Source organism: Ampullimonas aquatilis (assembly GCF_049675895.1).
Lineage (GTDB): Bacteria > Pseudomonadota > Gammaproteobacteria > Burkholderiales > Burkholderiaceae_D > Ampullimonas > Ampullimonas aquatilis.
The window spans coordinates 710,845-737,250 of the sequence record NZ_CP183834.1; the positions used below are offsets into that span (position 1 = coordinate 710,845).

Annotated in this window: 29 protein-coding genes; 23 read left to right on the plus strand and 6 right to left on the minus strand. The window is 49.6% G+C overall.

The window, feature by feature from the left end:
• Positions 1-6: 6 nt before the first annotated feature.
• The gene (locus ACMYR3_RS03245) at positions 7-1,077 is read left to right on the plus strand and encodes a S49 family peptidase (protein ID WP_424194466.1); all 1,071 of its coding nucleotides are present in this window, start codon (positions 7-9) and stop codon (positions 1,075-1,077) included.
• An 89-nt stretch (positions 1,078-1,166) separates the two neighbouring features.
• Here the strand turns inward: ACMYR3_RS03245 and ACMYR3_RS03250 are convergent, their stop codons facing one another.
• Complete coding sequence (locus tag ACMYR3_RS03250; protein ID WP_424194468.1) at positions 1,167-1,889, minus strand: SAM-dependent methyltransferase; 723 nt, start codon at positions 1,887-1,889, stop codon at positions 1,167-1,169.
• Positions 1,886-2,545, minus strand: coding sequence for a Maf family nucleotide pyrophosphatase (locus ACMYR3_RS03255; protein WP_424194470.1), 660 nt, complete (start codon positions 2,543-2,545; stop codon positions 1,886-1,888). Before ACMYR3_RS03255 ends, ACMYR3_RS03250 begins: the two co-directional genes overlap by 4 nt.
• A gap of 41 nt (positions 2,546-2,586) precedes the next feature.
• On the opposite strand from ACMYR3_RS03255, the gene ACMYR3_RS03260 reads away from it, so the two are divergent.
• The 22 genes from ACMYR3_RS03260 to nagZ all read left to right on the plus strand — a co-directional run bounded on the left by ACMYR3_RS03260 (position 2,587) and on the right by nagZ (position 22,636).
• A complete protein-coding gene (locus ACMYR3_RS03260; protein WP_424194472.1) occupies positions 2,587-3,192 on the plus strand; it encodes a DUF177 domain-containing protein in 606 nt (201 codons plus the stop codon).
• 110 nt (positions 3,193-3,302) lie between these two features.
• The gene (gene rpmF, locus ACMYR3_RS03265) at positions 3,303-3,485 is read left to right on the plus strand and encodes a 50S ribosomal protein L32 (protein WP_424194473.1); all 183 of its coding nucleotides are present in this window, start codon (positions 3,303-3,305) and stop codon (positions 3,483-3,485) included.
• Positions 3,486-3,598: 113 nt separating this feature from the next.
• The gene (gene plsX / locus ACMYR3_RS03270; RefSeq protein ID WP_424194475.1) at positions 3,599-4,681 is read left to right on the plus strand and encodes a phosphate acyltransferase PlsX; all 1,083 of its coding nucleotides are present in this window, start codon (positions 3,599-3,601) and stop codon (positions 4,679-4,681) included.
• Between the two features lie 18 nt (positions 4,682-4,699).
• On the plus strand, positions 4,700-5,677 hold the full coding sequence (locus ACMYR3_RS03275) for a beta-ketoacyl-ACP synthase III (RefSeq protein ID WP_424194477.1): 978 nt from the start codon (positions 4,700-4,702) through the stop codon (positions 5,675-5,677).
• A gap of 46 nt (positions 5,678-5,723) precedes the next feature.
• Positions 5,724-6,659, plus strand: coding sequence for an ACP S-malonyltransferase (fabD, locus tag ACMYR3_RS03280; RefSeq protein ID WP_424194479.1), 936 nt, complete (start codon positions 5,724-5,726; stop codon positions 6,657-6,659).
• Complete coding sequence (fabG, locus tag ACMYR3_RS03285) at positions 6,656-7,411, plus strand: 3-oxoacyl-ACP reductase FabG (protein WP_424194481.1); 756 nt, start codon at positions 6,656-6,658, stop codon at positions 7,409-7,411. The genes fabD and fabG overlap by 4 nt, the downstream gene beginning before the upstream one ends.
• Positions 7,412-7,625: 214 nt before the next feature.
• The gene (acpP, locus tag ACMYR3_RS03290; RefSeq protein WP_424194483.1) at positions 7,626-7,865 is read left to right on the plus strand and encodes an acyl carrier protein; all 240 of its coding nucleotides are present in this window, start codon (positions 7,626-7,628) and stop codon (positions 7,863-7,865) included.
• A gap of 38 nt (positions 7,866-7,903) precedes the next feature.
• Positions 7,904-9,139, plus strand: a complete 1,236-nt coding sequence (gene fabF / locus ACMYR3_RS03295) for a beta-ketoacyl-ACP synthase II (protein WP_424194485.1) — start codon at positions 7,904-7,906, stop codon at positions 9,137-9,139.
• Positions 9,140-9,400: 261 nt separating this feature from the next.
• Positions 9,401-10,000: an RNA polymerase sigma factor RpoE gene (gene rpoE / locus ACMYR3_RS03300; protein WP_424194487.1), complete on the plus strand. Its 600-nt coding sequence runs from the start codon at positions 9,401-9,403 to the stop codon at positions 9,998-10,000.
• Positions 10,001-10,074: 74 nt separating this feature from the next.
• Positions 10,075-10,704 (plus strand): sigma-E factor negative regulatory protein, encoded by a 630-nt coding sequence (locus ACMYR3_RS03305; RefSeq protein ID WP_424194489.1) that lies wholly within the window; start codon positions 10,075-10,077, stop codon positions 10,702-10,704.
• 23 nt (positions 10,705-10,727) lie between these two features.
• Positions 10,728-11,753, plus strand: a complete 1,026-nt coding sequence (locus ACMYR3_RS03310) for a MucB/RseB C-terminal domain-containing protein (RefSeq protein WP_424194491.1) — start codon at positions 10,728-10,730, stop codon at positions 11,751-11,753.
• Positions 11,754-11,791: 38 nt separating this feature from the next.
• Complete coding sequence (locus ACMYR3_RS03315; RefSeq protein ID WP_424194493.1) at positions 11,792-13,300, plus strand: DegQ family serine endoprotease; 1,509 nt, start codon at positions 11,792-11,794, stop codon at positions 13,298-13,300.
• Positions 13,301-13,384: 84 nt separating this feature from the next.
• Positions 13,385-13,627, plus strand: a complete 243-nt coding sequence (locus tag ACMYR3_RS03320) for a glutaredoxin family protein (protein ID WP_424194495.1) — start codon at positions 13,385-13,387, stop codon at positions 13,625-13,627.
• Between the two features lie 139 nt (positions 13,628-13,766).
• Positions 13,767-15,560, plus strand: coding sequence for a translation elongation factor 4 (lepA, locus tag ACMYR3_RS03325; protein ID WP_424194497.1), 1,794 nt, complete (start codon positions 13,767-13,769; stop codon positions 15,558-15,560).
• Positions 15,561-15,714: 154 nt separating this feature from the next.
• Entirely contained in the window at positions 15,715-16,608 is an 894-nt protein-coding gene (lepB, locus tag ACMYR3_RS03330; RefSeq protein WP_424194499.1) for a signal peptidase I, read from the plus strand.
• A gap of 18 nt (positions 16,609-16,626) precedes the next feature.
• A complete protein-coding gene (locus ACMYR3_RS03335; RefSeq protein ID WP_424194500.1) occupies positions 16,627-16,989 on the plus strand; it encodes a DUF4845 domain-containing protein in 363 nt (120 codons plus the stop codon).
• Complete coding sequence (gene rnc / locus ACMYR3_RS03340; protein WP_424194502.1) at positions 16,989-17,834, plus strand: ribonuclease III; 846 nt, start codon at positions 16,989-16,991, stop codon at positions 17,832-17,834. Before ACMYR3_RS03335 ends, rnc begins: the two co-directional genes overlap by 1 nt.
• A gap of 119 nt (positions 17,835-17,953) precedes the next feature.
• Entirely contained in the window at positions 17,954-18,871 is a 918-nt protein-coding gene (gene era, locus ACMYR3_RS03345) for a GTPase Era (protein WP_424196344.1), read from the plus strand.
• Between the two features lie 62 nt (positions 18,872-18,933).
• The gene (gene recO, locus ACMYR3_RS03350; RefSeq protein WP_424194504.1) at positions 18,934-19,824 is read left to right on the plus strand and encodes a DNA repair protein RecO; all 891 of its coding nucleotides are present in this window, start codon (positions 18,934-18,936) and stop codon (positions 19,822-19,824) included.
• A gap of 107 nt (positions 19,825-19,931) precedes the next feature.
• Positions 19,932-20,690 carry a pyridoxine 5'-phosphate synthase gene (gene pdxJ, locus ACMYR3_RS03355; RefSeq protein ID WP_424194506.1) on the plus strand — a complete coding sequence of 253 codons (759 nt, stop codon included), beginning with the start codon at positions 19,932-19,934 and terminating at the stop codon, positions 20,688-20,690.
• Between the two features lie 234 nt (positions 20,691-20,924).
• Positions 20,925-21,320, plus strand: a complete 396-nt coding sequence (acpS, locus tag ACMYR3_RS03360; protein WP_424194508.1) for a holo-ACP synthase — start codon at positions 20,925-20,927, stop codon at positions 21,318-21,320.
• 191 nt (positions 21,321-21,511) lie between these two features.
• On the plus strand, positions 21,512-22,636 hold the full coding sequence (gene nagZ / locus ACMYR3_RS03365) for a beta-N-acetylhexosaminidase (protein ID WP_424194510.1): 1,125 nt from the start codon (positions 21,512-21,514) through the stop codon (positions 22,634-22,636).
• A gap of 45 nt (positions 22,637-22,681) precedes the next feature.
• Here the strand turns inward: nagZ and ACMYR3_RS03370 are convergent, their stop codons facing one another.
• From ACMYR3_RS03370 to ACMYR3_RS03385, 4 genes are all read right to left on the minus strand, one after another.
• On the minus strand, positions 22,682-23,314 hold the full coding sequence (locus tag ACMYR3_RS03370; RefSeq protein WP_424194512.1) for a class I SAM-dependent methyltransferase: 633 nt from the start codon (positions 23,312-23,314) through the stop codon (positions 22,682-22,684).
• 129 nt (positions 23,315-23,443) lie between these two features.
• The gene (locus ACMYR3_RS03375) at positions 23,444-23,812 is read right to left on the minus strand and encodes a hypothetical protein (RefSeq protein WP_424194514.1); all 369 of its coding nucleotides are present in this window, start codon (positions 23,810-23,812) and stop codon (positions 23,444-23,446) included.
• A gap of 65 nt (positions 23,813-23,877) precedes the next feature.
• Entirely contained in the window at positions 23,878-24,648 is a 771-nt protein-coding gene (locus tag ACMYR3_RS03380; protein ID WP_424194516.1) for a hypothetical protein, read from the minus strand.
• 69 nt (positions 24,649-24,717) lie between these two features.
• Complete coding sequence (locus tag ACMYR3_RS03385; RefSeq protein WP_424194517.1) at positions 24,718-26,382, minus strand: alkaline phosphatase; 1,665 nt, start codon at positions 26,380-26,382, stop codon at positions 24,718-24,720.
• Positions 26,383-26,406 lie beyond the last annotated feature (24 nt).

Below are 26,406 nucleotides of genomic sequence, written 5' to 3' on the forward strand. Positions count from 1 at the left end.
CCTATCATGACTGATCCCAATTTACCCAACGAATCGGCTCGCACCGAGCCAGAATTCGACCCTAATCGCACTGTCAATCCCATGGAAGAAGTTTTGCGCCGTGCCACGCCAGATAAAAAAGAAATCACAGCCAGTGGCAATTCAGGCTGGGAGCGCGAAGTGATTGAAAAACTCCTGCTGGCCAATGTGCGTGAGCAACGCTCGGCGCGCCGCTGGAGTATCTTCATGCGTCTGCTGACCTTGAGTCTGATTGTTGGCGGTATCTGGTATGCGATGACGGTCGAGAAAAAAACTATCGTTAATCCGACCAGCCCTCATACCGCACTAATTAATCTGGAAGGTGAAATCAGTGCTGATGGCCTGGCCAGCGCCAGCAATATCAATAGTGCCTTGCAAAGTGCGTTTGAAGATTCGGGTACCCAGGGCGTAGTGCTGCGCATTAATAGCCCGGGTGGTTCGCCGGTGCAGGCTGGGATGATGAATGATGAAATTCGCCGGCTGCGCGAAGAGCATCCCAAGGTGCCCGTGTATGTGGTGGTGGAAGAGATCTGTGCCTCGGGTGGTTATTATGTCGCCGTTGCTGCGGACAAGATTTTTGTCGACAAGGCCAGCATTGTCGGCTCGATTGGTGTGTTGATGGATGGTTTTGGTTTTACTGGTGTCATGGATAAGGTTGGTGTGGAGCGTCGTTTGTTGACTGCCGGTGAAAATAAAGGCTTTCTTGATCCGTTTTCGCCAGTGAGCGATAAGCAAAAAGAATTTGCGTTAAACATGCTCAAACAGATTCACCAGCAATTTATTGAGGTCGTGAAAACAGGTCGGGGCGATCGCCTTAAAGAGCAGGCTGATACTTTCTCCGGTTTGTTCTGGAGTGGTCAGCAAAGTGTGGCGATGGGGCTGGCAGACGATTTCGGTACGGTGGATTCGGTGGCGCGCGATGTCATCAAGGCGGAAGATATTGTGGACTATACGCCGCAAGAAAATCTGGCCGAGCGTGTCGCCAAACGGTTTGGCGCCTCGTTTGGTCAGGGCGCTGTCAAAGCCTTGCTGAGTTCTGGGAAATTTCTTTTGAAATAAGCCTTTTTAAGGAGTATGTGTGAAAACCATGCTCCTTAAGTGCTTTAAATAATCTTCTATTTTTATACCCTATGGGGGTATATATCCAGTCAATCGGCCAGAAAAAGAAACACAGTCGGTTTTTTGTCAAAGGCGGGGCGCTGTTTTTTCCACTGACTGATTGCTAATGTGCGAATTTGCTGGCTTGGCAAGGTCAGGTCGGTCGCCACGCACAATCGTGTACGAGCCTGCAGTATGTTGATCAGGGCATCAAACAGTGCGCCATTGCGATAGGGCGTTTCAATCAGAATCTGGGTTTCTTTTTCCTTGCGTGAGCGCTCTTCCAGTTTTTTGAGTGTGCTGGCCCGGGTAGCGGCATCAGTGGGGACATAGCCGTAAAAAGTAAAGCGTTGTCCGTTCAGGCCTGATGCCATGAGTGCCAGCAATAGTGAACTTGGGCCAACCAGCGGAATCACTTCGACATCATGCGTGTGCGCCAGTGCCACTAGGCGCGCGCCTGGGTCGGCTACTGCCGGCACGCCCGCTTCTGAAACAATGCCGCCATCCTGGCCTGCCAAAATAGGGGCAAGCAGGTTGGCAAGTAGTTGATCGGGTGTGTTGACATCCAATTCGCTAATCATAATTTCTTGAATGGGCTTGGCTAGCGGCGTAACCGCGGCGACTCGTTTTAAATAGGCGCGCGTGGATTTGGCATTTTCACCAACGAGGTAAGTCAGGCGCGCTGCAATCTGCGCCACAGGCAATGGCATCGTGTCATTGATTGCCACGTCTCCCAACGTATTGGGTAAAAGATAGAGTCGACCTGGATTCATAAGATTGATTGGGCTTCCTGCAAGACGTCAAATCCTGCGTTGTCGAGCATTGTGCACAGGGCAATTAGCGGTAGTCCGGTAATGGCAGTCGGGTCACTCGATTCAATGCGCTCGGTGAGAGCGATGCCGAGGCTCTCGGCCTTGGCGCTGCCCGCGCAATCATAGGGTTGATCAAGGCGGAGATAGGTTTCAATCATGGCATCGTTCAGTTTTCGATACTGAACCTGCGTTTGCACATTGATTTTTTGTAAATGATATGTAAACTGACTGGTGTGCGTTGCAGCAGGGATTATTGTGTGTGCCAGGCACAGGGCTGAGTGAAATGTGACGATCTGGCCGCTCATGCGTCGTAATTGTTCGACGGCTTTGGCATGCGTGCCGGGTTTGCCAATCTGTTCTCCCTGGCAAGTGGCGACTTGATCAGAGCCGATCACCCATAGTTGAGTGGTGGTTTGTGGTGGTTGGGCCGATGTCCAGGCATTCGCTGCAGCGATGGCTTTTTCGCATGAGAGCCGCAGCGCAGTTGCTTCGGGAGACTCATTATTTATGGGCGTTTCATCGATGTTCGGTGAGATAATCTGAAACGGTATTTTCAGCCTTCTGAGTAGCTCCTGCCGATATGGCGAGCTGGACCCGAGCAGTAATATTTTTTTCATTGTGACGGTATATAAAGACAGGGCATGATTGTAGGATGAATATGAATTTAACGTTTCGTGGACAGGCCTTGCAAGCCATCAATCTTTTTGAATTATGTGCTGATCGCGTGCGTTTGCAGGGTGCCGGTCGAGGTCTTGCCTTTACCGATGTGTTTGAGCGGGCGACCAGCTATATCCCAGAATCGGTTTTAAAAAGTGCCGATCTAATGGATCGAGTCCATTTTCATTGGGTGCTTGAGGCTACCCGTAAGGTGCGGCCGGGTACCTCGATCTATGCCAACATACTTGAGCTGCAAGGCGCTGGTGAGATCCATATGACTTGCCAGCGCTGCCTGCAGCCGGTATTGATAACAGTCGATGTTGCCAGAATCTTTGATGTGGTACTCACTGAGCAAGAGGCCGATGCAGCACCGATGGATGACGATGAAATTGATGTCATCGTTGGCAGCAAGCAATTCAATATGATCGAGTTGGTGGAAGATGAGCTGTTATTAAGTATGCCCATTGCGCCTAAGCATGAGGATTGCTATCTCTTTGAGCAGGTGCAGAATGATGGGGCTGTTGAAGCGGAAGTCAAGGCAGTCAGTGCTTCAGAAAAACCGAATCCTTTTGCCAAATTGGCTGAGCTTAAGCTGAATAAAAAATGATTGCTTGCCGTTGCCTGCCGGTTTGTGAGCTCAAAAATTTCTTGAAACTGGAACATTGCTTGGGAACATGTTAGAATCGCGGATTAACTCTTCCGAATTCAGGAGTCATCATGGCAGTTCAGCAAAACAAAAAATCACCGTCCAAGCGCGGCATGCATCGTTCACACGATTTCTTGGTAGCCCCAAATCTGGCGGTTGAACCAACAACGGGTGAGCAGCATCTGCGCCACCACATTAGCCCCAACGGCTACTATCGCGGCAAAAAAGTCGTTAAAACCAAAAACGACGAATAATTGAGTCTGGCATCACAAGGCATGTTGCGAATTCGCATGCATGATTTTGATGCAGCTTGAGACCTTCCGGTTCGATTGATTTTGTTGTCAAACCGCAATTCGGCAAAGGTCTCATGACAATAACTATTTCCATTGACTGTATGGGCGGAGATGTTGGTCCGGCTGTGACCGTGCCCGCTGCAGTTCGTTTTCTTGCGAAATTTCCTGATGTTGAGCTCATTCTTGTTGGACTGGAGGATGCTGTTCGTGTTGAATTGCGTAAGCTGGGTGCGCAGGATTTGCCGCGCCTGAGTGTTTTGCATGCCAGTGAGGTTGTCGAGATGGATGATCCCGTCGAGTTGGCGTTGCGCAAGAAAAAAGATTCCTCCATGCGCGTTGCTATCACTCAGGTGAAAGATGGGCGTGCCCAGGCTTGTATCTCAGCCGGTAATACTGGCGCACTGATGGCAGTTTCACGTTATATCCTCAAAACTTTGCCGGGTATTGATCGTCCCGCAATTGCCACCGTGATGCCCAATCAAAAAAATGGTTTTACAACCATGCTGGATCTGGGCGCTAATGTGGATTGTTCTCCCGAGCATCTATTGCAGTTTGCCATCATGGGCAGTGCTCTGGTATCAGCGGTGGACGATAAGGCTAGACCTAGTGTTGGCCTGCTTAATATCGGTGAAGAAGTCATTAAAGGCAATGAAATCATCAAGCAGGCCGGGGAGTTGCTGCGTAATAGCAGTCTTAACTTTTATGGCAATGTGGAGGGCAACGATATCTTCAAGGGCACCACGGATATTGTTGTCTGTGATGGTTTTGTTGGTAATGTGGCTTTGAAGACTTCGGAGGGTCTGGCACAGATGATTGTCAGCTTCATCAAAGAAGAGTTTTCCCGCAATTGGTTAACCAAGCTGGCAGCTTTGGCTGCTATGCCTGTATTAAATCGCTTTAAGCGCCGCGTTGATAATCGTCGATACAATGGTGCGAGTTTGCTGGGCTTGCGTGGTGTCGTCATTAAAAGCCATGGCTCTGCAGACATTTACGCTTTTGAGTGGGCTTTGCAGCGAGCTTATCATGCAGCCGCCCACGGTTTGATTGAACGTATTACGACCGCAATGGGGCCGGCGGTGCAAAATCTGACTAGCCCCGGTATGTTTGTCGATTCGACGCTGACCGAGCAATCCACTTTTACAACAGCAGCTCCCTGATCAGAAAAATACTAATTTATGGCGCGATATTCCAGAATCTCGGGTACAGGAAGTGCATTGCCGGAACGGCGAGTCAGTAATCATCAGTTGGCAGCACAGCTGGCAGAACAAGGGATAGAAACCAGCGATGAGTGGATATATAGCCGCAGTGGTATCAAGGCCAGACATTTCGTTGATGATGGTGTGCTAACCAGTGATCTGGCTGTGACTGCGGCGCGCCAGGCGTTGCAGGCGGCGCAGCTGCAAGCTGATCAGATTGATCTGATTATTGTGGCTACTTCTACGCCAGACTATGTTTTCCCAAGCACGGCCTGCATTGTGCAAAATAAATTAGGCATTGCCGGTTGTGCTGCCTTTGATGTCCAGGCTGTCTGCAGTGGTTTTGTTTATGCCTTGTCGACGGCAGATCTCTATATTCGCTCCGGTCAGTATCGCCATGCCTTGGTTATTGGTGCAGAAGTCTTTTCCCGGATTCTCGATTTTCAGGATCGTACTACTTGCGTATTGTTTGGTGATGGCGCGGGTGCCATTATCCTGTCAGCTTCTGAAGAGCCCGGCATTTTGACGACTAAGCTGCATGCTGATGGTAGTCATGTCGGCATTCTTTGTGTGCCAGGTAATGTTAAAAACGGTGTGGTACAGGGAAGCGCCTTTTTGCAGATGGATGGTCAGGCTGTATTCAAGCTGGCAGTCAATGTGCTGGAAAAGGTGGCCAATGAAGTCTTGCAGGCTGCTGAAATGACAGCTGATGCGATTGACTGGTTGATACCTCATCAGGCCAATATTCGTATCATGCAAGGTACTTGCAAAAAGCTGGGTTTGCCACTCGAAAAACTGGTGGTGACAGTGGATGAACATGGCAATACTTCAGCGGCCTCCATTCCTTTGGCGCTCGATGTAGCGGTCCGTGATGGTCGTATCCAAAGAGGACAGATGCTGATGCTGGAAGGCGTGGGCGGTGGCTTTACCTGGGGCGCTACGCTGCTGCGTTACTGATCCGTATTCATTCAAAATAACTACAGACACTACTTCTTTTATCAAGATGGCTAAATTTGCTTTTGTATTTCCAGGACAGGGCTCACAAGCGGTGGGTATGTTAAATGCCTTGGCAGAATCCGCGGCGGTCAAGAAAACCTTGCTGCAAGCCTCAGAGGCATTGGGCTACGATATGGCCGAGCTGATTCAGCATGGACCAGTCGAGCAGCTCAATCTCACCACCAATACGCAGCCGGTCATGCTGGCAGCATCCTATGCGGTCTATCAAGCCTGGCTTGAGGCCGGTGGCCGTGCTCCAGATGTCGTGGCTGGCCATAGCCTTGGTGAATACACTGCGCTTGTGGTGGCCGGTGCCTTGAGTTTTGCTGATGCATTGAAGACAGTGCGTTATCGAGCTCAGGTCATGCAAGACGCTGTACCTGTTGGTGTTGGTGGCATGGCAGCCATTCTTGGTTTGTCTGATGAGGATGTCAAAACGGCTTGTGTCGAGGCCAATCAGAATACTGAAATCGTGGAAGCGGTCAATTTTAACGCGCCAGCACAGGTTGTGATTGCAGGGCATGCCGGTGCCGTGAATCGTGCTTGTGAGATTGCAAAAGCAAAGGGAGCCAAACGCGCCTTACCTCTGCCGGTGTCGGCACCGTTTCATTCATCATTGATGAAGCCTGCCGCAGACAAGCTTGAAGCCTATTTGAAGGAGATTGCTTTTTCTGCGCCCGCCATTCCATTGGTCAATAATATTGATGTCATGGTTCAAATCAATCCTGCTGATATTCGCCAGGCATTGGTGCGTCAGGCCTATGGACCGGTGCGTTGGGTTGAGTCGGTACAGACTATTGCTGCAATGGGTGTGGCAAATATGGTTGAATGTGGTCCTGGAAAGGTGTTGGCTGGTCTGGTCAAACGTATTACCACTGATGTCGCTGGTCTGGCCATGTATGACCCAAGCACAATCGAACAAGCAAGAGGAATTCTGTCATGACAGTCGGATCAGCTTTTATTAGTCTAGAAGGGCAAGTGGCACTTGTTACTGGTGCTTCTCGGGGGATTGGTCGGGCAATTGCCGAAGCTTTGACTCAGCAAGGCGCGTTTGTTGTCGGTACGGCGACGACCGAACATGGTGCGCAATCAATTTCTGAATATTTGGGTGAGCATGGTAAAGGTGTCAGGCTTGATGTTTGTGATGGCGCTGCAGGAGAAGCCCTGATAGAAGCCATTCAAAAAGAATATGGTGGACTCAATATTCTGGTCAACAATGCTGGAATTACCAAAGATCAGTTGGCCATGCGGATGCGTGACGATGAATGGGACGCGGTCGTTAACACCAATCTTAAAGCGGTGTTTACCATGTCACGGGCAGTATTGCGCGGCATGATGAAGGCTAAGGGGGGGCGCATCATCAATATCACTTCCGTGGTCGGTTCAAGTGGCAATGCTGGACAAATGAATTATGCGGCCGCTAAGGCCGGTGTGGCAGGTATGACCCGGTCTTTGGCCAGAGAAATCGGTAGCCGCAACATTACAGTCAATTGTGTGGCGCCAGGTTTTATTGATACTGATATGACTCGAGCATTAACCGAGGCACAAACCGCAGCCTTGCTGCCACAAATTCCATTGGGCCGGTTGGGTAAACCAGAAGATATCGCGGCAGCTGTGGTTTTTCTGGCATCACCGGCGGCGGCTTATATTACCGGGACTACCTTGCATGTGAATGGCGGCATGTTCATGAGTTGAGCTGGCTTTAATGCTAGCGGGAGCATATATGGGAATGTTCTATTAATCGTTTCCTAATGCTCTTGCAGGCCTGGGGAGTATCAATTGAATTGCGAATTCAGCCTAAATAAACCTGCTACAATTCGCGCAATTTATTTATCGTCTGATCGGGTTTCACTTTAATCAATAACTGATTTACCCGATCATTGTTTTGTTTTAGTTTTTAGGAGCCAATATGGACAATATCGAACAACGTGTTAAAAAGATCGTCGCTGAACAACTGGGTGTTGCTGAAGCTGAAATCAAAAATGAATCCTCTTTTGTTGATGATCTGGGTGCAGACTCTCTGGATACAGTTGAGTTGGTCATGGCTTTGGAAGATGAATTTGAAATCGAAATTCCAGATGAAGAAGCTGAAAAAATCACTACTGTGCAATTGGCCATTGACTTCGCCAAGACACATCAAAAAGCGTAATGCTGCTTCGCATTGCTTCCATACTTTTTGGAGTTTGAATGAGTCGTCGTAGAGTTGTTGTCACAGGTTTGGGTATTATTTCTCCGGTTGGAAATAGTGTTGCAGAAGCCTGGGCGAATTTGATTGCTGGTAAGAGTGGCATTGCCACGATTACCAAGTTTGATGCGACCAACTTTGCCGCACAGTTTGCTGGTGAGGTAAAAGGTTTCAATGTGGAAGCGTATTTTCCTGCCAAGGAAGCTCGCCATATGGATACCTTTATTCATTATGGAATTGCAGCTGGCATGCAGGCGATGCGCGATTCTGGTCTTGAAGTGACGGAAGCCAATGCCGAGCGAATTGGTGTGATGGTGGGTTCCGGCATTGGCGGTTTGCCAATGATCGAAGAAACTCATACTGAATTGGTGAATCGTGGCCCGCGCAGGATATCGCCATTTTTTATTCCGGCGTCCATCATCAATATGATTTCAGGTCATCTTTCAATCAAGTTCGGTTTAAAAGGACCTAATTTGGCGATTGTCACGGCCTGTACGACTGGTTTGCATTCAATTGGTCAATCAGCTCGTATGATTGAATATGGCGATGCTGATGTGATGCTGGCAGGGGGCTCTGAGGCCGCTGTTTCGCCATTGGGTGTAGGTGGATTCGCTGCATCTAGAGCCTTGTCAACTCGCAATGATGATCCTGCGACAGCATCCCGTCCATGGGATAAAGATCGTGATGGCTTTGTGCTTGGAGAAGGTGCCGGTGTCATGGTGCTGGAAGAGTATGAACACGCCAAGGCACGTGGTGCTCGGATCTATGCTGAGTTGACAGGTTTTGGTATGACTGCCGATGCTTATCACATGACTGCGCCTGATGTAGATGGCCCAAAACGTTCTATGCAAATGGCATTGCGCAATGCGGGTATCAATGCTGATGATGTGCAGTATCTCAATGCGCATGGTACTTCTACCCCATTGGGCGATGTCAATGAAACCAATGCAATTAAACTTGCCTTTGGCAATCATGCTAAAAAGCTGGTGGTCAACTCTACCAAGTCAATGACCGGACACCTGCTGGGTGGTGCGGGTGGTATTGAGTCCGTATTTTCGGTCTTGGCTTTGCACAACCAGATATCACCGCCGACTATTAATATTTTCAACCAGGATCCTGAGTGTGATCTGGATTACTGTGCTAACACGGCACGTGACATGAAAATTGATTACGCGCTTAAAAACAATTTTGGCTTTGGTGGCACTAACGGTTCATTGGTGTTCAAACGATATTCTTGATGGTTGATAAGCTAAGTACATTTTTTGTTAAACGTATTTAGTTTATTTTCTTCTCATGTTTACTTGGTAATATGGAAAGCAGCAAACGAGTTAACTCGCTTGCTGCTTTTTTATTATTTGAATTGATTTTTATGATTGATAAAATAAGTTTTAGAGAATGAAACTTTATTGAAAACTGATAGTCAATTGTCCGGATGTATTCCTTTCTAACAATAACTATACGACTGATTCAATGATCGGTCTTTACCTCAAATCTGACGCATGAGCGAAAAAGAAGTCGATGCCCTATTGGTCGCGCGTGTGCAGGCCGGTGACAAGCGTGCATTCGAGCTGCTGGTGTCCAAATATCAACGCAAGATAATGCGTTTGATTTCGCGCTTGGTGCGTGATCCGGCCGAAGTGGAAGACGTAGCCCAAGACACCTTTATTAAAGCGTATCGTGCACTGCCACAGTTTCGTGGAGAGTCGGCTTTTTATACTTGGCTTTACCGTATTGCGGTCAACACTGCCAAGAATTACCTGGTGACGACAGGAAGAAAAGCGCCAACTAGTACCGGAAATGATGCTGAAGAAGCTGAAACTTTTGACGATGCTGAGCAACTAAGAGATATTAATACTCCTGAATCGATGTTGATGAGCAAGCAGGTTGGAGAGACCGTCAATAAAGCGATGGATATGTTGCCGGAGGAATTACGAATGGCAATTACCTTGCGTGAGATTGAGGGCTTGAGCTATGAAGAGATTTCAGAGTTGATGAACTGTCCTATTGGAACGGTTCGATCAAGAATATTTCGTGCTAGAGAAGCGATTGCTGAAAAATTGCGGCCTTTACTAGGCACCAAGCTGGGTAATCGCTGGTAGTTTGGTAGTAAGTTTGAAATATAAAAATAAATGAAACCAGGTGAGTTGTCGTTTTTTGAAAATGGGTGATGGTAATGGGTTCTCTCAACAGTGTAAAAACTTTTGAATATCAGGGCAATCAAGATGTCGCCAGTCGTGTCTCTGCTGCCATGGATAGCGATTTATCCGAGGCGGAGCTGGCTAATTGGCTTGCTGGTCTTGGCGATAATCCGCTCAAGCATAGCAAACAGGTTTGGGATGAATATCATTTGATCGGCGATGTAATCCGATCGACTGACCTGACTCCGCCAGATCTTGCCGATAGTTTTGCACAGCGCTTTGCAATGACTTTTGAGAATGAGCCTATTCATTTTCCTAAGGCTGCAATCTCAGCTAAGCGTTATGGTTGGATTAAGCGTGTAACGCCTGGCGTGGCAGCTGTGGCAACGGTAGCACTGGTTGCCTGGAATATGTCGAGTCCTCGTAATAGCGCGACTACCGTGCCAGCACAAATAGCCAAATCCAGCGACTCGGTCTCAACACAAATGGCTGAGGCATCAATGAATCCCATGGCAACAGTACAGACGGTGGTGACTGCCAATGGCGCTGTTACCCGTGATGTTCGGTTTGACCAATATCTGGAAGCTCATCAGCAGCTGGCACCGCGTGCGCCGATTATGGGTGCTGGTCTGGTTGTCAGAACGGCTAATTCTGCTAATCCTTGATGCATACGATAGAAGTAATGGGTATGTCGCGGCTGAGTATTTTGCCAGTGCTGGGTAAAATCTGCGTAGTGGGTTTACTGCTGATGAGCGGCGTAGTCAAGGCCGAGTCAGATCCCTTGGTTGAGCGACGCGAGGCATTGGCTTGGCTTGGTAAAATTCAAGGGGCGGCGCAAAAACAAAACTATGCGGGTACGTTTATTTTGCAACATGGCAATATGGTTCAGTCAACTCGAATCCAGCATCTCTATGAATGGGGTACTGAATACGAGAAAATGGAAGTTCTGGATGGTCGACCACGAGTGGTTTATCGCCAGAATGAACTGATACAGGCATTGATTCCAGAGAAGAAACTTTGTCTGATCGAAAAGCGTGATGCCAAAGATACATTCCCGGCCTTAATTGCCACGACTGGTAATGCGATTCTTGAGCAGTACACCGTTCGCAAAGAGGATCATGATCGTATCGCAGGCTTGGACTGTCAAGAAATCAGTCTGACACCCAATGATAGTTATCGCTATCGCTACCGTTTGTGGGCTGATCGTCAATCTGGGCTATTGATGCGAGCTCAGACTATCAGTGATACGGGCGAAATACTTGAGCAGGTTTCGTTTTCACAAATTGCAATAGGTACACAGCTTGATAAAAGTAAGCTGAAACTCAAGGCGACGGATATACAAGGCTGGCAACAGGAAAATATTGATGGGGTTCCTGTTAATGTGGCTGAGTTTGGTTGGATTTTCAAGCCAATGATGGTACCTGGATTTACCAAGATACTTGAACGCAAGCGCAATATGCCGGGCCCTGATGGGATCAAAGAGGTATTTCAGGTTATTTATTCTGATGGTATGGCAGCGATTTCAGTGTTCATTGAGCCGATGTCAAGTGTTCATCCCGCACGTGATTCCATGCGTCGCGGTGCAACCAATGTCCTGTTTAGACGAATTCATGAAAATGGTGTGGTAATTGTGGGTGAAACCCCGCTTGCTACACTGCAAATGTTTGCCAATGGTATTGAGTTCCGCCCACCTGCGGGTACTGCTGCTAAATAAGATTATTTTCTTCATTGTTATTGCAAAAAAAGGTCAACATGAATCTGTTTCGAATCTGTCGTCAAGGTTTGATGGTCAATCTATTCGCCGGTTTAATGGCGTTGGGTCAAGTAGCAACGGCTCAGGCTGCGGCCCGTGATTTGCCTGACTTTAGTGATCTGGTCGAAAAAACCGGTCCCTCGGTAGTGAATATTCGAACCACGGAAAAGGTTCGCAGTAACGGTGCTATGCCAGGCTTTCCGGGTGGTCAGAGTGACGAGGAAATGCAGGAGTTCTTCCGTCGCTTTTTTGGCGTGCCAATGCCGAGCCCAAATGATCCAGGTAATCGTAGTCAGCCACCACGTCGAAACGAAAAACGTCCTTCTCAGCCGCAGCCAGGGCTGGAGGAAGAGCAGCCACGCGGAGTGGGGTCAGGCTTTGTTCTTACTAACGATGGTTATGTCATGACCAATGCCCATGTGGTGGATGGTGCCGATGAGATTTATGTCACGTTGACTGATAAGAAAGAATTCAAGGCTAAATTAGTGGGCTTTGATAAACGTACCGATGTGGCCTTGGTGAAGATTGATGCCAAGGATCTGCCGAAGGTCACTTTGGGCGATGTTTCCAAGCTTAAGGTGGGTGAATGGGTTTTAGCAATTGGTTCACCATTTGGTCTGGAAAATACAGTCACTGCCGGTATTGTGAGCGCCAAGGCTCGCGATACGGGTGAGTATTTACCTTTCATTCAAACGGATGTGGCCGTCAATCCAGGCAATTCTGGTGGTCCGCTGATTAACACTCGCGGTGAAGTGGTCGGTATCAATTCGCAGATTTACAGTCGCAGTGGCGGTTATATGGGTATTTCATTTGCCATCCCAATTGATGAAGCCATGCGCGTTGCTGACCAGCTCAAGGCTTCAGGTAAAGTAGTGCGTGGTCGAATTGGTGTCTCAATTGCCGAAGTGACCAAGGATGTGGCTGAGCCACTGGGTCTGAGTAAACCACAAGGCGCGTTGGTGCGCATGGTCGAAGCCGCCAGCCCAGCGGAAAAAGCGGGTGTTGAGGCTGGCGATATTATTCTCAGGTTTAATGGTGTTGCTATTGACAAGGCATCGGATCTGCCGCGTCTGGTAGGTAATACCAAACCAACCAGCAAGGTGCCACTGCAAGTTTGGCACAAAGGTGCATCTCGGGAGCTGACTGTGGCAGTTGCCGAAATGGAGGCTGACAAGCAGATTCAAGTCAGCGATAAGAAATCCAAGCAACCTAACGCAGATACGTCACAGCCCAATGCTCTGGGTCTGGTTGTTTCTGAACTGTCTGAAGCACAGAAAAGCGAATTACGTGTCAAAGGTGGTGTACTCATCGAATCTGTCGAAGGTTCGGCGGCTCGTGTTGGTTTGCGTCAGGGGGACATCGTGTTGTCACTCAATAACGTGGATATTACTGGTGCCAAACAGTTTGACCAGATGGTTGCCAAACTCGATAAAGCCAAGAATGCGGTTTTGCTCGTGCGTCGTGGCGATAGTGCCCAGTTTGTCCCTATCAAACCGGCGAGCAATTAATCTGGCTGGTTTTTGCCTGTTTCCTGCTCGTTAATCCTGGCTGCCACGCAATTTATTTTGCGTGGCAGTTTTTATTGATTGCTGATGAAATTCAAATTGTTAAATCGTAGTTACTGTCATTTATGTGATGATATGTTGCAAGCTTTGCGTGTTTGGTTGCAGCAAAATCGTCCCACATTGATTACCGCGATTGAAATTGTTGACGTTGATGAGTTTCCAGAATTGATCGCACAATGGGATGAGAAAGTGCCCGTGTTGTTTCTGGAAGGGCGCTATGTTTGTCACTATTTTCTCGATAACGCCAAATTGGCTGAATTGATCCCCTAGCTTGAAGTAAAATCACGGGTTTATCTCGGCGTGCAGATTTAGCCGCCTAATTTGACACCTTGCCGGTCTTAATGCGATGGAAACGGGTTGATTAGCCTAGGTTTGCATGGCATTCATCTGACTGGCCGATTCGAGCCTCATGAACCACATTCGAAACTTCTCCATTATTGCCCACATTGACCACGGTAAATCAACATTGGCTGACCGCATTATCCAGGTGTGTGGTGGTTTATCCGATCGTGAAATGGAAGCGCAGGTGCTTGACTCCATGGATCTGGAGCGTGAACGCGGCATTACCATCAAGGCCCAGACTGCGGCGCTGTCTTATAAGGCACGTGACGGTCAGATCTACAACCTGAATTTGATTGACACCCCAGGGCATGTGGATTTCAGCTATGAAGTGAGCCGCTCTTTGTCAGCTTGTGAAGGTGCTTTGCTGGTGGTGGATGCCTCGCAAGGGGTTGAAGCGCAGACTGTGGCAAATTGCTATACCGCCATTGAATTGGGTGTGGAAGTCATGCCGGTCCTCAATAAAATTGATCTGCCTTCGGCCAATCCTGAGAATGCGATTTCCGAAATTGAAGAAGTGATTGGCATTGATGCGCAAGATGCCGTGCGTTGTTCTGCCAAAACTGGTGAGGGTGTGGAAGACGTCCTCGAAGCGCTGATTGCACGTGTTCCTCCGCCCAAAGGCGATACCACGGCACCTTTGCAGGCACTGATTGTTGACTCCTGGTTTGATAATTATGTGGGTGTGGTGATGCTTGTGCGCATTATCAATGGCACGCTCAAACCCAAAGACAAGATTTTGCTGATGGCCACGGGAGCACAGTATCTGGCTGAGCATATTGGTGTGTTCACACCCAAGTCGCGCCCGCGTGAAGTCTTGTCGGCTGGTCAGGTGGGCTTTGTGATTGCCGGTATCAAGGAGTTGAAAGCGGCCAAAGTCGGTGATACGGTCACGCTGGCTACGCGTCCGGCGGAGAGCGCTTTGCCTGGTTTCAAAGAAGTCAAACCCCAGGTATTTGCTGGCCTGTTTCCGGTTGAGGCCAATCAGTACGATGCTTTGCGGGACTCGCTGGAAAAGCTCAAACTGAATGATTCCTCATTGCATTATGAGCCAGAGGTCTCGCAAGCGCTGGGTTTTGGGTTTCGCTGTGGTTTCCTGGGTTTGTTGCATATGGAAATTGTGCAGGAACGCCTGGAACGTGAATTTGATATGGATCTCATTACCACGGCGCCTACTGTGATTTATGAGGTAGTGCTGCGTGATGGTTCGATCCTGACTGTGGACAATCCATCCAAAATGCCCGATCCTTCCAAGATTGAGGAGGTGCGTGAGCCGATTGTGACGGTCAATTTGTACATGCCGCAAGAGTACGTGGGCTCGGTGATTACGCTGTGTACGTCAAAGCGTGGCATGCAGATTGACATGACTTATCACGGCAAGCAGGTCATGTTGACGTATGAAATTCCAATGGCTGAAGTGGTGCTCGATTTTTTTGACAAACTCAAATCCGTGTCACGTGGTTATGCCTCGATGGATTATGAGTTCAAGGAATATCGCTCGGCTGACGTGGTCAAGGTGGACATGCTGATTAATAGCGAAAAGGTCGATGCCTTGGCGGTGATCGTACACCGTGCCAACAGTCAGTACCGGGGTCGCGAAGTGGCAGCCAAGATGCGCGAGCTGATTCCACGGCAAATGTTTGATGTCGCTATTCAGGCCGCGATTGGTTCCAACATCATCGCTCGTGAAAATGTCAAAGCCTTGCGCAAAAATGTGCTGGCCAAGTGTTATGGCGGTGACATCAGCCGTAAGCGCAAACTGCTTGAGAAACAAAAAGCTGGCAAGAAACGGATGAAGCAGGTCGGCAATGTGGAAATTCCGCAAGAGGCTTTCCTGGCAATTTTGCAGGTCGACGACAAATAATCAGGCAGCACCGGGCAGAAGGTTTAGAATGCCTGTGCAAATCTGCTCGTAGTAATATACTGTATCGTAGTATTTTTAAAGGGCTAATGTTTATTAGCTTGATGATTAAAAAAATAGGGATACCCCCATTAAATGGTGGGTTTAGGGAATATCAATGAACTTCGCTCTGATTCTGTTTGTATTGCTGGTGGTGACGGGAGCCTTGTGGCTGGCCGAGGTGTTGATCTTCAAACCACGGCGTCGTCAATCGGCTGACGCGGCGGTGGCCGAGTTTGATAGCCGTCGTGCTGAGATGGAGCAGCGTTACGGTGTGACCGAAATTGATCAGAGCCGTGACAAGATTCGTGAAGAACATCAGCGCATGCCTTGGTGGCTGGAATATACCGCCACGTTCTTTCCGGTGATATTGTTTGTATTTTGTGTGCGCTCGTTTGTGGTTGAGCCGTTCAAGATTCCCTCAGGCTCCATGATCCCAACCCTCTTGGTGGGTGACCTGATTCTGGTTAATAAATACCACTATGGTGTGCGTTTACCGATCATCAACTTGAAGGTGCTTGACAATCACACGCCGGAGCGTGGCGATGTGATGGTGTTTCGTTACCCAAAAGATGAGACTGTGGATTACATCAAACGGGTTGTCGGTGTACCAGGCGATGTGGTCAGTTACCAGAACAAACAGTTGAGCATCAATGGCAAGCTGCTGGAAAGCAAGCAGTTGGATGACTTTTTTGACGAAGACCGCGTCAGTTATTCCAAGCAATATTCAGAACAACTTGGCAATATTGAGCATCATATTCTGATTGATCCCAAGCGTGATGCTTACATTCCTGGTGTGGATGAGTTTCCCTTCAAAGAAAACTGTCAGTACAACCTGCAAGGTGTGATTTGCAAAGTACCGGAAGGTCACTATTTCATGATGGGCGATAACCGCGATAACAGCCTCGATTCACGTTATTGGGGTTTTGTGCCGGACAAGAATATTGTTGGTAAGGCGTTTTTCATCTGGATGAATTTGGGTAATGTGAAACGCATCGGAGCTTTTCATTAATATAACCAAGGAGTGCTCATGCAACGTCAACAGCAGGGTCTGACCCTGATCAGTTTTATCATTGTGGCAGCGATTGTGGGGCTATTGTTTATTGTGGGTATGAAGATCGTGCCTACAATCACCGAATATCGTGCGATTCAAAAAGCGGTGCAATATGCTGCTGATAATGGTGATGGTGATAATCGTCGGATTCAGTTTGCTTTTGAACGCCAGAAGGCAATAGATTACTTTACTGCAGTTGGCAGTAATGACATCATTATTGGTAAATTCAACAACCAGACCACAGTCGGTTTTGATTACGTCAAGGATATTCCCTTGATGGATAACGTCAGCTTGCGCATCCATTACAAAGGCGAAGCCAAATCGAAAGTATTGAAGTAATGTCCTTGGCCGTATTGCAACAGAAGCTTGGCTATGTTTTTGCGCGCCCAGCGCTGCTGCAACAGGCGCTAACGCATCGCAGTTATTCTTCCACGCATAACGAGCGTCTTGAATTTTTGGGTGACAGTGTTCTCAACTGTGCCATGGCGTCCTTGTTATATGCCCGTTTTGCCGCTATTGACGAAGGTGACTTGTCACGGGTTCGCGCCAATCTGGTCAAACAACAGGCCTTGCACGAAATTGCCCAAAGACTGGAACTGTCCCAATTCATTTTGTTGGGCGATGGTGAGATGAAAAGTGGTGGCGCGCGGCGGCCTTCCATTTTGGCTGATGCCGTTGAAGGTATTCTGGGTGCTATTTTTTTGGATGGTGGCTTTGATCAGGCGCAGCGCGTGATTCAACATTTGTATGCTGCCGTGTTGGCACGGCCTGATCTGGACAGTCTGGGCAAGGATGCCAAAACCCAGTTGCAGGAATATCTGCAGGGTAAAAAAATTGCCTTACCGGCTTATCAAATTGTGGCAACCCATGGTGCGGCGCATAGCCAGGAATTTGAAGTGCAGTGCGACGTGCCGAGTCTGGGCTTGATGGTGTCGGGGCGGGGTGCCAGTCGTCGTGCTGCCGAACAGGCGGCGGCAACCTTGGCATTGCAACAGATTGCCGCATTACCCGTTGCCAAGTCAGCGCGCAAGCCCCGAGTCGCTGGCATGACGCCGCTTAAAAAAACCGGCGGCAAAAGCAAGCCGGTCGTTGCGGATAAAAATAGTATGATGGTTGGCACGGGCAGTGATGCCGCTGCCGAACTGGTCGACCCAAAGGGTGAATCACCCAAGGAGGTTTCATGAGCAAACGTCAGAAAACCACCACCTCAGATCAATCTGGCAACAATCCTGCCAGTGACGTCATGAATGAATCAATGAATCAAGCAAACGATACCAGCAGTCTATTAGACGCTGCCACAGCCATGCATCATGACGGGCTTGCCGAAGAACCCTATACCGGTACCTTTCGGTGCGGCACGGTTGCCATTGTGGGTCGTCCCAATGTGGGCAAGTCAACGCTGCTCAATGCCCTGGTGGGCCAGAAGATCAGTATTACATCGCGCAAGGCGCAAACCACGCGGCATCGCATCATGGGTGTTGACACTCAGCCAACGGCTCAGTTTATTTTTCTGGATACACCAGGCTTTCAGACCCAGCATAACTCGGCCTTAAATCGCGTACTCAATCGTTCAGTCAATAGTGTGTTGACCGATGTGGATGTGATTGTCTGGCTGATTGAAGCAGGTCCTATCTCCGAGGCCGATGCCAAAGTGGCTGCCTTGTTTCCCAAGGAAGTGCCGATGATCATGGTGATGAACAAGGCTGATCAAGTCAAAGATAAAGCAGTCTTGTTGCCAAAGTTGAGCGAAGCGCAAGCGCGCTTCAACCCGCTTGCCATCATTCCAATGTCGGCCAAACAGCCGCGTGATATTGCTCATTTGCGTCGTGTGATTGAGCCTTATCTGCCATTGGGTGAGCCGATGTTTGATGAAGACGATATGACCGATCGCAGCGCGCGCTTTATGGCAGCCGAGCTGATTCGTGAAAAGGTATTTCGTTTTACGGGTGATGAGTTGCCTTATACCAGCACGGTGGTGATTGAAAAATTTGAAGAAGAAGGTCGCCTCAAGCGCATCTTTGCCACCATCTTTGTCAATCGTGATAGCCACAAGGCGATGGTCATTGGTGAGAAGGGCAGCAAGCTCAAACAGATCTCCATGGAGTCACGACAAGACATGGAAAAGCTGTTTGATAGCCCGGTCTATCTTGAAATTTTCGTTAAAGTCAAAAGTGGTTGGGCTGATAACGAAGCCGGGCTGCGCGCCTATGGCTACGAGTAAACGCGTAGAATCTTGCGCTTGAAGCGACTACCAGATCGTCTCTCCTAGTTTGAAATTTGATTGTGACAAACCCAGTTAAACCGGATGACGATGTATTGGTCAGTGAGCCGCTGGCTGACCCATCCCGCATGGCACCGATAGCCCAGCAAGAAGTGGCATCGGCCACCACGCCAAGACGCGTGCGCAGTGCCAGACCCAAACCGCAAGTTTCCGAAATTCGCATTGGTCAGGAACCTGGCTATGTGCTGCATAGTTATCCTTACAAAGAAACCAGTCTGATCCTCGACTTTTTCAGTCGCCATCATGGTCGTATTGCGCTCATTGCCAAAGGTGCCAAGCGGCCGCATTCGGCCTTGCGCAGTGTACTGCAACTGTTTCAACCCATACTCGCCAGCTGGACTGGCCGCGGCGAAGTACGCACACTCACCAAGGCTGAATGGGCCGGTATGGGTGCGGTTTTGCGCGGCGATGGCTTGCTTTGCGGGTTTTATCTGAACGAGTTGATCGTCAAGCTCTGTGCGCGGGAAGATCCGCATCCGGGACTTTTCGACCGCTATGCGGCCGCATTGGTGCAACTGGCCCATGTGGAGCAGAATAATCAATCCTACTCGGCCATTTTGCGAGCCTTTGAATATACCTTGCTGGCCGAGCTGGGCCATGCTGCCAGCTTTCACTGGTGTCATGACTCTGATGAAACTGTCGAGCCTAGCGGCCAATATGTGTTTGTGCCGGAAGAGGGCGTGTGTCATGCCGCAAGCTATTTGGCGCAATATCCCCAAGGCGAGTTGCCGGTTGTGCTTGGTCAGACTTTGCTGGATATCGAAGCCGAGCATTATGACAATCCGACCACGCTCATGCAAAGCAAATGGTTGATGCGCCATATCTTGCAGCATCATCTGGGCAATGTCACCTTGAATACTCGCCAGATCCTGATTGATCTGCATAATTTGTAAAAGCCCTGTAGCGGGCGCGGAAGACGAAACTTGACGATAATGCGCTTTGATCATGCTTTAAAAGACCTGTTGTGATGACCTGTTGTGAATGAGTGAGCTGAAGAACCATGAACCACTTTCAATTTGCGCCCAGCATTGAGTTGGGCGTCAATATCGATCATATTGCCACCCTGCGCAATGCGCGTGGTACGGCTTATCCCGATCCGGTACAGGCGGCCTTGCTGGCCGAACAGGCCGGGGCCGATGCCATCACCCTGCATCTGCGCGAAGACCGACGTCATATTCGTGATGCCGATGTGCGCGCGATTCGGCCGCAACTGCTGACGCGGATGAACTTTGAGTCAGCACTGACTCAGGAGATGCTTGACATTGCCTGTACCGTCAAGCCGCACGATGTCTGCCTCGTGCCTGAGCGTCGCGAAGAAGTCACCACTGAAGGTGGCCTCAATGTGGTGGCTGAGCTGGAGCGCGTCAAAGCCGCCGTCAAGCAATTGGGCGCAGAAGGGATTCGTGTTTCCTTATTTATTGATGCCGATGAAAGCCAAATTCGTGCGGCCGCCGAGTCGGGCGCGCCAGTGATTGAAATTCATACCGGTGCTTATGCCGATGCGCCCGATGCGGCCAGTCAGCAGCGCGAGTATGAGCGTGTCAAGCAAGGCGTGTTGATCGGCAAGCAGTTGGGGCTCAAGGTCAATGCCGGACATGGTTTGCACTACACCAATGTGCAGGCGATTGCGGCTTTGCCTGATATTGCAGAACTCAATATTGGCCATGCGATTGTGGCGCATGCCGTGTTTGTCGGTTGGCAAAACGCCGTGCGCGAGATGAAGGCCATCATGCTGGCGGCGCGTGGTGCTCAGGTTTGAGGATGAATGTCGCAGATGATAAGCAGATGAGTGTGCCGTTTGCTCATCAGCATGCTGTACTGTGAAGCATGCCATGCCGATCAAACTGCACCGAAGTAGATGGCTTGGTTTTGCATAAAAAAAGATACTCCATACCAGTAAAAATACATCATTCCACAAGCCTTTATTTATGAACTTGATAGGCCATATATCATTAAATAGTATGGGTACATCTATGGAGTATAGACATTTATCATGATTTACGGCATCGGCACCGACATCCTGCAAATCTCGCGTATGGAAGCAGTTTATCAGCGCACCAACGGCCGCATTGTTGAAAAAATCCTGGGGGAAGACGAGTTGCGCAAGTTTGAAGCGCGCCGTGCCAAGTCGGCCGTGCGCGGCTTGCGTTTTCTGGCTACCCGTTTTGCCGCCAAGGAAGCCTTTTCCAAAGCCATTGGTCTGGGCATGCGTACGCCGATGACCTGGCGCAGCATGCAAACGCTCAATGCGCATTCTGGCCAGCCGATTGTGGTGTGCAGCGGCGCGCTGGCTGACTGGATGAATGAAAAACAATTGATGGCCAAAGTCTCTATCACTGATGAAGTCGATTACGCACTGGCTTTTGTGATTGTTGAAAAATTCAGTTAAATCCGTTGTCATCAAATTGACATCGTGCTGTCATCTAAAAAACTCACTTGTAAAATCCAGTGTCACTTCAGTATCGGCTCGCCTTGCGCAAGCGGTTTTCGGCGATAATCTGCTCTGACTTTGCCATGCATCACCCGCGGTGATGACCTCTAAACAAACCGCTTCGGCGGCCATAACAACAGGATGCTTTCATGACTCAAGTTCAACCCGCCGCCCTCAACGAGCCAGCAAGTAGCAATCCCTCCACTGACAAAACACCATCCAGCAAGCCTGTCAAACATCGCAAGTCCCAACTGGGTCCGGTCTTTCTGGATGTGCTTGGCAAAACACTGACAGAGTCCGATGTGCAGCGGATTGCCCATCCGGCTACCGGTGGTGTAATTCTGTTTGCACGCAATTTTGAAAGCCGGGCGCAATTGCGTGAACTGGTCAAAGGTATACGTAAGGTGCGTAAGCACGTACTGATTGCGGTGGATCATGAAGGCGGTCGGGTACAACGCTTCAAGAGTGATGGTTTTACGCATCTGCCCGCCATGAGCAAATTGGGCGTGTTGTGGGATGCGGATGCCTCTGAAAGTAAATTGAATGCCATGGAAGCCGCCAGTGCTTGCGGTTATGTGCTGGGCGCCGAGCTGCGTGCCTGTGATATTGATTTGAGTTTCACGCCGGTACTGGATTTGGATTATGGCCAAAGTAGTGTCATCGGCGATCGGGCATTTCATCATGATCCACGCGTGGTCAGCATGCTGGCGCGGGCGCTCAATCAGGGACTGGCCATGAGTGGCATGGCCAATTGTGGCAAGCATTTTCCCGGTCATGGCTTTGTTGCAGCAGATTCACATATTGCGGTTCCGGTGGATGAGCGGCCCTTTGCCAGCATCATCGAGCACGATGCCAAGCCCTATGAATGGCTGAGTTTCTCGCTGGCGTCCGTGATGCCCGCGCATGTCATCTATCCCAAGGTCGACAAACATCCCGCCGGTTTTTCTCGCAAATGGCTACAAGACATCCTGCGTAAAAAATTGGGATTTGAAGGTGTGATCTTTTCGGATGATTTGTCCATGGAAGGTGCCAGCGTTGCCGGTAGCGTTGTCGATGGTGCGCAAGCTGCGCTGACTGCCGGCTGTGACATGGTCCTGATCTGCAACTCGCCCGACAAGGCCGATGAATTGCTGGCGGCTAATCTGCAACTCAACCCCGGCAGTGCCGAACGTATCGCCCGCCTGCAACCGAGTGGAGAGCGCCTGAAATGGAAAGCGTTGCAAGCAGATCAGCGCTATCAGCAGGCCAGAAAGCTGATCAAGACGCTCAAGTAAGTTTTTCTTTTACCTAGTTGGTGGTGAAAAAAAATGAATTTTTAATTATATTTTTTGTGCCACCAGCAACATGCTTTTCCACAGGTAGGGCACTCGTCCAACGCCATGAAATCCTAGCACCTTGAAACCATTCTGTTCCAGCAGTTTGGTCAAGCTGATACGGCTCCAGAATTTGATATGACCACCATGCCAGAGCGGATCATGATGTTTATCCCATTTGTCAAAAACACATAAGGCCAGGTTTTTAAGATAGCCATGATAGGGCGTGGAGATCACCATATAGCCACCTGGTTTCAATATTTGTGCGGCATATTGCGGCATGAGGTGGGGTGAGAATAGATGCTCGATTACTTCGGTCGAAACGACCGCATCAAAAACGACCTCACTGGCCAGTAATAATCGTGGGTCATCCTGAACACCAAAGTTGTAAAACGGAATATCCGGAAATTGCTGACGGGCTACCTGGACGCCTTGTCTGTCATATTCCACGCCAACTGCCTGCCAGCCCTGGCGATGTATTTCTCGGCATAGCTGACCATTACCAGAGCCCAGATCCAGAACGCGCTGGATATCGGGTAGTGTTTTGAGCAGTGCGATGACTTTGGGGCCAATGTAACCACACGATTGAGGTGCTTCGGAAGTATCCCATCCATAGTTTTCGACCACATTACTGCTCATCGACTGCTCCTCATCATGGTTGTTGCGGGCATTGAAGTGGCATCATTTCTGTTAAACCTGCCAGCAGATATGGATTATGCAAATCAATTGTGACAGTTCATTGAAAGCAAAATGGCAAGTGGCTCTGTTTTAGCGATCACGCTCTGTATAGGCATCAAGCTGGGCTTGTTCTTCCTCGTTCAACGATTCAGGCTGGGCAATGGTGCGACTGCTCAACACGGATTTGTTATCACCTTTGGCTGTCAGCAGGGCCGGGTGCGCTTGTCCTGCTATCACGGTTTTGATTTTCTGCGGATTGCTGCGATCTTCGTCGCGTGGCAAGTTGGTCCACAGTTCTTCATTGTTTTGATCAATATATCGATATAGTTCCTGGGCTTGTGTGCTTGTACAAAGCAACAGACCCAGCATGACCATGGTTTGCAAGGTGCCAATACGTACCACTGTGCCGGGCGCATCAACACGATAGCGTTTGGTCGAGGTTGGTTCAAGGTGATACATGAGTGCCGGGTCAATATGTCAATGCGGCAGTCATCCGGTTCAGGATGACGAGCCGGATTGATGGATCAATGTGAATGAGTGTGAGTAGCCTGTCCATTGGCACTGGCTTCGTTCATCACACTGCGTACAAAGGGGTCATCCTCCATATCGCCAAAGTCCGCCATATCAATCACGTCATACGACTGAATCGTATCGGTTGAAGTAATCTGCACCGGTGATTTGTCCGCGCTATAGCGTTGACTCATGGTTAATGACACGACCTTGTCGGGATAGCGGCGGACCAGTTTGGCGGGTAGTTGTGATTCGGTCAACCAGGTCAGCTGCACTTTGGCACCGTTGATGACACCGGTACGAATTTCGGCAGGCTCGCCCATCGCCTTGGTTGTACCGACTTTTTTCAGGGTTGCCAGATCCTGCTGATTAAGCATCGTGCTGACCTTATCCCATTGAAAATTACCCATCATGTCCTGGTCACCGGGAAAAACTTCTACCGACTTTTTCTGTGCGTGATAAAGCTTTTTGTAATACACCTTGCCATTGCTGCCCAGCAGCCAGTACTCGCTGCGTGAGCCTTGCAAATCACGGGTTTCAACCGCATTGGCAGAGCGAATGAAATACCATTCTGACTGACTGGCCTTGACAGCATGTTCGCCCTTGTCATGGGCGTGTATTGGGGTGACGCGAGTTTCAAAACGGGCTGTCAATGCCGTTGCAGTGGTGGTACTGACAGGGCTTGCCTGCTGATTGGCTGCGCTGGTTTCAGCGTGCGTTATTGTGGGAGAAAAAGCCAGAATGGCTGGAAAAACAAGTGAGGACCAAACTATCCGTGATGACATGCAGTGTTCTCCAAAAACAAAAACAGGGACGAGTCAGCCTCGTCCCTATAGATCTGACAAAGAGCCAGATTAGAAGCCGAAAGCTTCGGCCATGAGGTGATAAATCACGTTTTGTTCAACTGAACCGTGCAGCAGATAAGCCTTGGGACCACGGGCAAAGATGGCCACATCTTCACCGGCATGAGTTTCTGAACCCATCGGTACCAGCGCTTCTTGCATGTAGTTAGGGTTGGTCACCTGAGTCTGTGTCAGTGCAGGACGAGCCGGGTTATTATCCCAGGCACCAAAGAATGGTGTACCTTCAGTATCAGCTTGTGGATACTTGCCAGCACCGTTCAAAGCATAATTGAAAGTCTTGGCACCTTGTGGTTGCAGTACCGTCGTTTTGGCGGCTGAGCTGTAAGCAGTGCCAGTGAAGCCAGAACCGTTGGCGTAGGACAGGGTGGTGTAGTACAGGCCCAGACCGTCTTTGCTGTAGTCGGCAGCACCAGGGTCAGACACCAGACCCAGGATGTTGTTACCACGTTGCGGGTAGCCAGCGATGGTGAAGGTGTGGCTATGGTCGGCACTGACGACAATCAGTGTATCTTCCAGCAAGCCAGCCGCAGTCAACTGATCAATCGTGGCTTTGACAGCATTGGACATGGCAATCGTGTCAGTCAGGGCGCGATAGGCATTGCCGCCGTGGTGAGCGTGGTCGATCCGACCGCCTTCCACCATCAGGAAGAAGCCATTGGCATTTTTCTTCAAAATTTCAACAGATTTTGTTGTCATGTCGGCGATGGATGGCTCACCAGCCTGGTCATTGGCACGATCCGCTTCGTAATGCACATGGGATGGCTCAAACAAGCCCAGGAGGTGATCAGTCGTGGCTGGGTTGATGGCATCAAAGTCAGCTTTGTTCCAAACGTAAGCTGAGTTGGATTTGGCCAGCCATTCGGTGGTCAGATTGCGACCATCTTTACGACGACCTTTCAGATTGGTGACAGGGCCGTATTCTGGATCAAGCACGGTGTTAGGCAGGTAACGAATACGGCCACCACCCAGAGCAACCTGGATATCACCATTGTCGATCATTTGTGCCGCAATATCCTTGACGGTTGCGCCAGCTGGCAGGTTGGCATCATCTTCCCAGTTACGCTCGGAGGTATGAGCATAAGTGGCAGCCGGTGTGGCGTGAGTCAGGCGGGCAGTAGAAACAATACCCACCGCTTTACCGGCAGTGCGTGCCAGTTCAAGAATAGTTGATACTTTGTTGGCAGCAACCACAGCACCACTTGGTTCAGCCCGGGCGACGACGGGTGCTACTGACAGTTCACCATCACCCGTTTTGATACCCGTTACCATGGCAGTCATGGTTGGTGCGGAGTCAGAAGTCTGCTGGTTGGCGCTATAGGTTTTGGAGAAAGCGGAATAAGGCAGTTTCTCGAAGCTCAGCATGTTTTCTTCACCGCTCTTGCCGGCAATCTGGCCTTCCAGAATCCGGGCAGCGGTCATGGTGGAAACACCCATGCCGTCACCAATGAACAGGATCACGTTCTTGGCACGCTTGGTATTGGGCACCAGACGTTTGGAGTCCAGAATGGTTTGTTTACCAGCAGCAAACCATTCAGCCGCAGTCACTGGTGAACCAGCTGGTACTGGGAACGGTACAGGTTGTTCAGCAATGGCAGAACCGGAAACAGCCAGCAAGACCAAGGCGGCTGTTGTGCTCAGCGTAAAAGTTTTTTTCATGATTTTCCTTTCAGGTACAGATCA

Bases quoted from the DNA above. Each gene is read 5' to 3' on its own strand.
- ACMYR3_RS03275 (WP_424194477.1), top strand. From the start codon at position 4,700: ATGGCGCGATATTCCAGAATCTCGGGTACAGGAAGTGCATTGCCGGAA.
- fabF (WP_424194485.1), top strand. From the start codon at position 7,904: ATGAGTCGTCGTAGAGTTGTTGTCACAGGTTTGGGTATTATTTCTCCG.
- rpoE (WP_424194487.1), top strand. From the start codon at position 9,401: ATGAGCGAAAAAGAAGTCGATGCCCTATTGGTCGCGCGTGTGCAGGCC.
- ACMYR3_RS03315 (WP_424194493.1), top strand. From the start codon at position 11,792: ATGAATCTGTTTCGAATCTGTCGTCAAGGTTTGATGGTCAATCTATTC.
- ACMYR3_RS03375 (WP_424194514.1), bottom strand. From the start codon at position 23,812: ATGTATCACCTTGAACCAACCTCGACCAAACGCTATCGTGTTGATGCG.
- fabD (WP_424194479.1), top strand. From the start codon at position 5,724: ATGGCTAAATTTGCTTTTGTATTTCCAGGACAGGGCTCACAAGCGGTG.
- ACMYR3_RS03335 (WP_424194500.1), top strand. From the start codon at position 16,627: ATGCAACGTCAACAGCAGGGTCTGACCCTGATCAGTTTTATCATTGTG.
- ACMYR3_RS03245 (WP_424194466.1), top strand. From the start codon at position 7: ATGACTGATCCCAATTTACCCAACGAATCGGCTCGCACCGAGCCAGAA.
- ACMYR3_RS03385 (WP_424194517.1), bottom strand. From the start codon at position 26,382: ATGAAAAAAACTTTTACGCTGAGCACAACAGCCGCCTTGGTCTTGCTG.
- ACMYR3_RS03255 (WP_424194470.1), bottom strand. From the start codon at position 2,545: ATGAAAAAAATATTACTGCTCGGGTCCAGCTCGCCATATCGGCAGGAG.
- lepA (WP_424194497.1), top strand. From the start codon at position 13,767: ATGAACCACATTCGAAACTTCTCCATTATTGCCCACATTGACCACGGT.
- ACMYR3_RS03370 (WP_424194512.1), bottom strand. From the start codon at position 23,314: ATGAGCAGTAATGTGGTCGAAAACTATGGATGGGATACTTCCGAAGCA.
- rnc (WP_424194502.1), top strand. From the start codon at position 16,989: ATGTCCTTGGCCGTATTGCAACAGAAGCTTGGCTATGTTTTTGCGCGC.
- pdxJ (WP_424194506.1), top strand. From the start codon at position 19,932: ATGAACCACTTTCAATTTGCGCCCAGCATTGAGTTGGGCGTCAATATC.
- acpS (WP_424194508.1), top strand. From the start codon at position 20,925: ATGATTTACGGCATCGGCACCGACATCCTGCAAATCTCGCGTATGGAA.
- fabG (WP_424194481.1), top strand. From the start codon at position 6,656: ATGACAGTCGGATCAGCTTTTATTAGTCTAGAAGGGCAAGTGGCACTT.
- ACMYR3_RS03305 (WP_424194489.1), top strand. From the start codon at position 10,075: ATGGGTTCTCTCAACAGTGTAAAAACTTTTGAATATCAGGGCAATCAA.
- nagZ (WP_424194510.1), top strand. From the start codon at position 21,512: ATGACTCAAGTTCAACCCGCCGCCCTCAACGAGCCAGCAAGTAGCAAT.
- ACMYR3_RS03380 (WP_424194516.1), bottom strand. From the start codon at position 24,648: ATGTCATCACGGATAGTTTGGTCCTCACTTGTTTTTCCAGCCATTCTG.
- era (WP_424196344.1), top strand. From the start codon at position 17,954: ATGCATCATGACGGGCTTGCCGAAGAACCCTATACCGGTACCTTTCGG.
- plsX (WP_424194475.1), top strand. From the start codon at position 3,599: ATGACAATAACTATTTCCATTGACTGTATGGGCGGAGATGTTGGTCCG.
- acpP (WP_424194483.1), top strand. From the start codon at position 7,626: ATGGACAATATCGAACAACGTGTTAAAAAGATCGTCGCTGAACAACTG.
- ACMYR3_RS03320 (WP_424194495.1), top strand. From the start codon at position 13,385: ATGAAATTCAAATTGTTAAATCGTAGTTACTGTCATTTATGTGATGAT.
- ACMYR3_RS03260 (WP_424194472.1), top strand. From the start codon at position 2,587: ATGAATTTAACGTTTCGTGGACAGGCCTTGCAAGCCATCAATCTTTTT.
- lepB (WP_424194499.1), top strand. From the start codon at position 15,715: ATGAACTTCGCTCTGATTCTGTTTGTATTGCTGGTGGTGACGGGAGCC.
- ACMYR3_RS03250 (WP_424194468.1), bottom strand. From the start codon at position 1,889: ATGAATCCAGGTCGACTCTATCTTTTACCCAATACGTTGGGAGACGTG.
- ACMYR3_RS03310 (WP_424194491.1), top strand. From the start codon at position 10,728: ATGTCGCGGCTGAGTATTTTGCCAGTGCTGGGTAAAATCTGCGTAGTG.
- rpmF (WP_424194473.1), top strand. From the start codon at position 3,303: ATGGCAGTTCAGCAAAACAAAAAATCACCGTCCAAGCGCGGCATGCAT.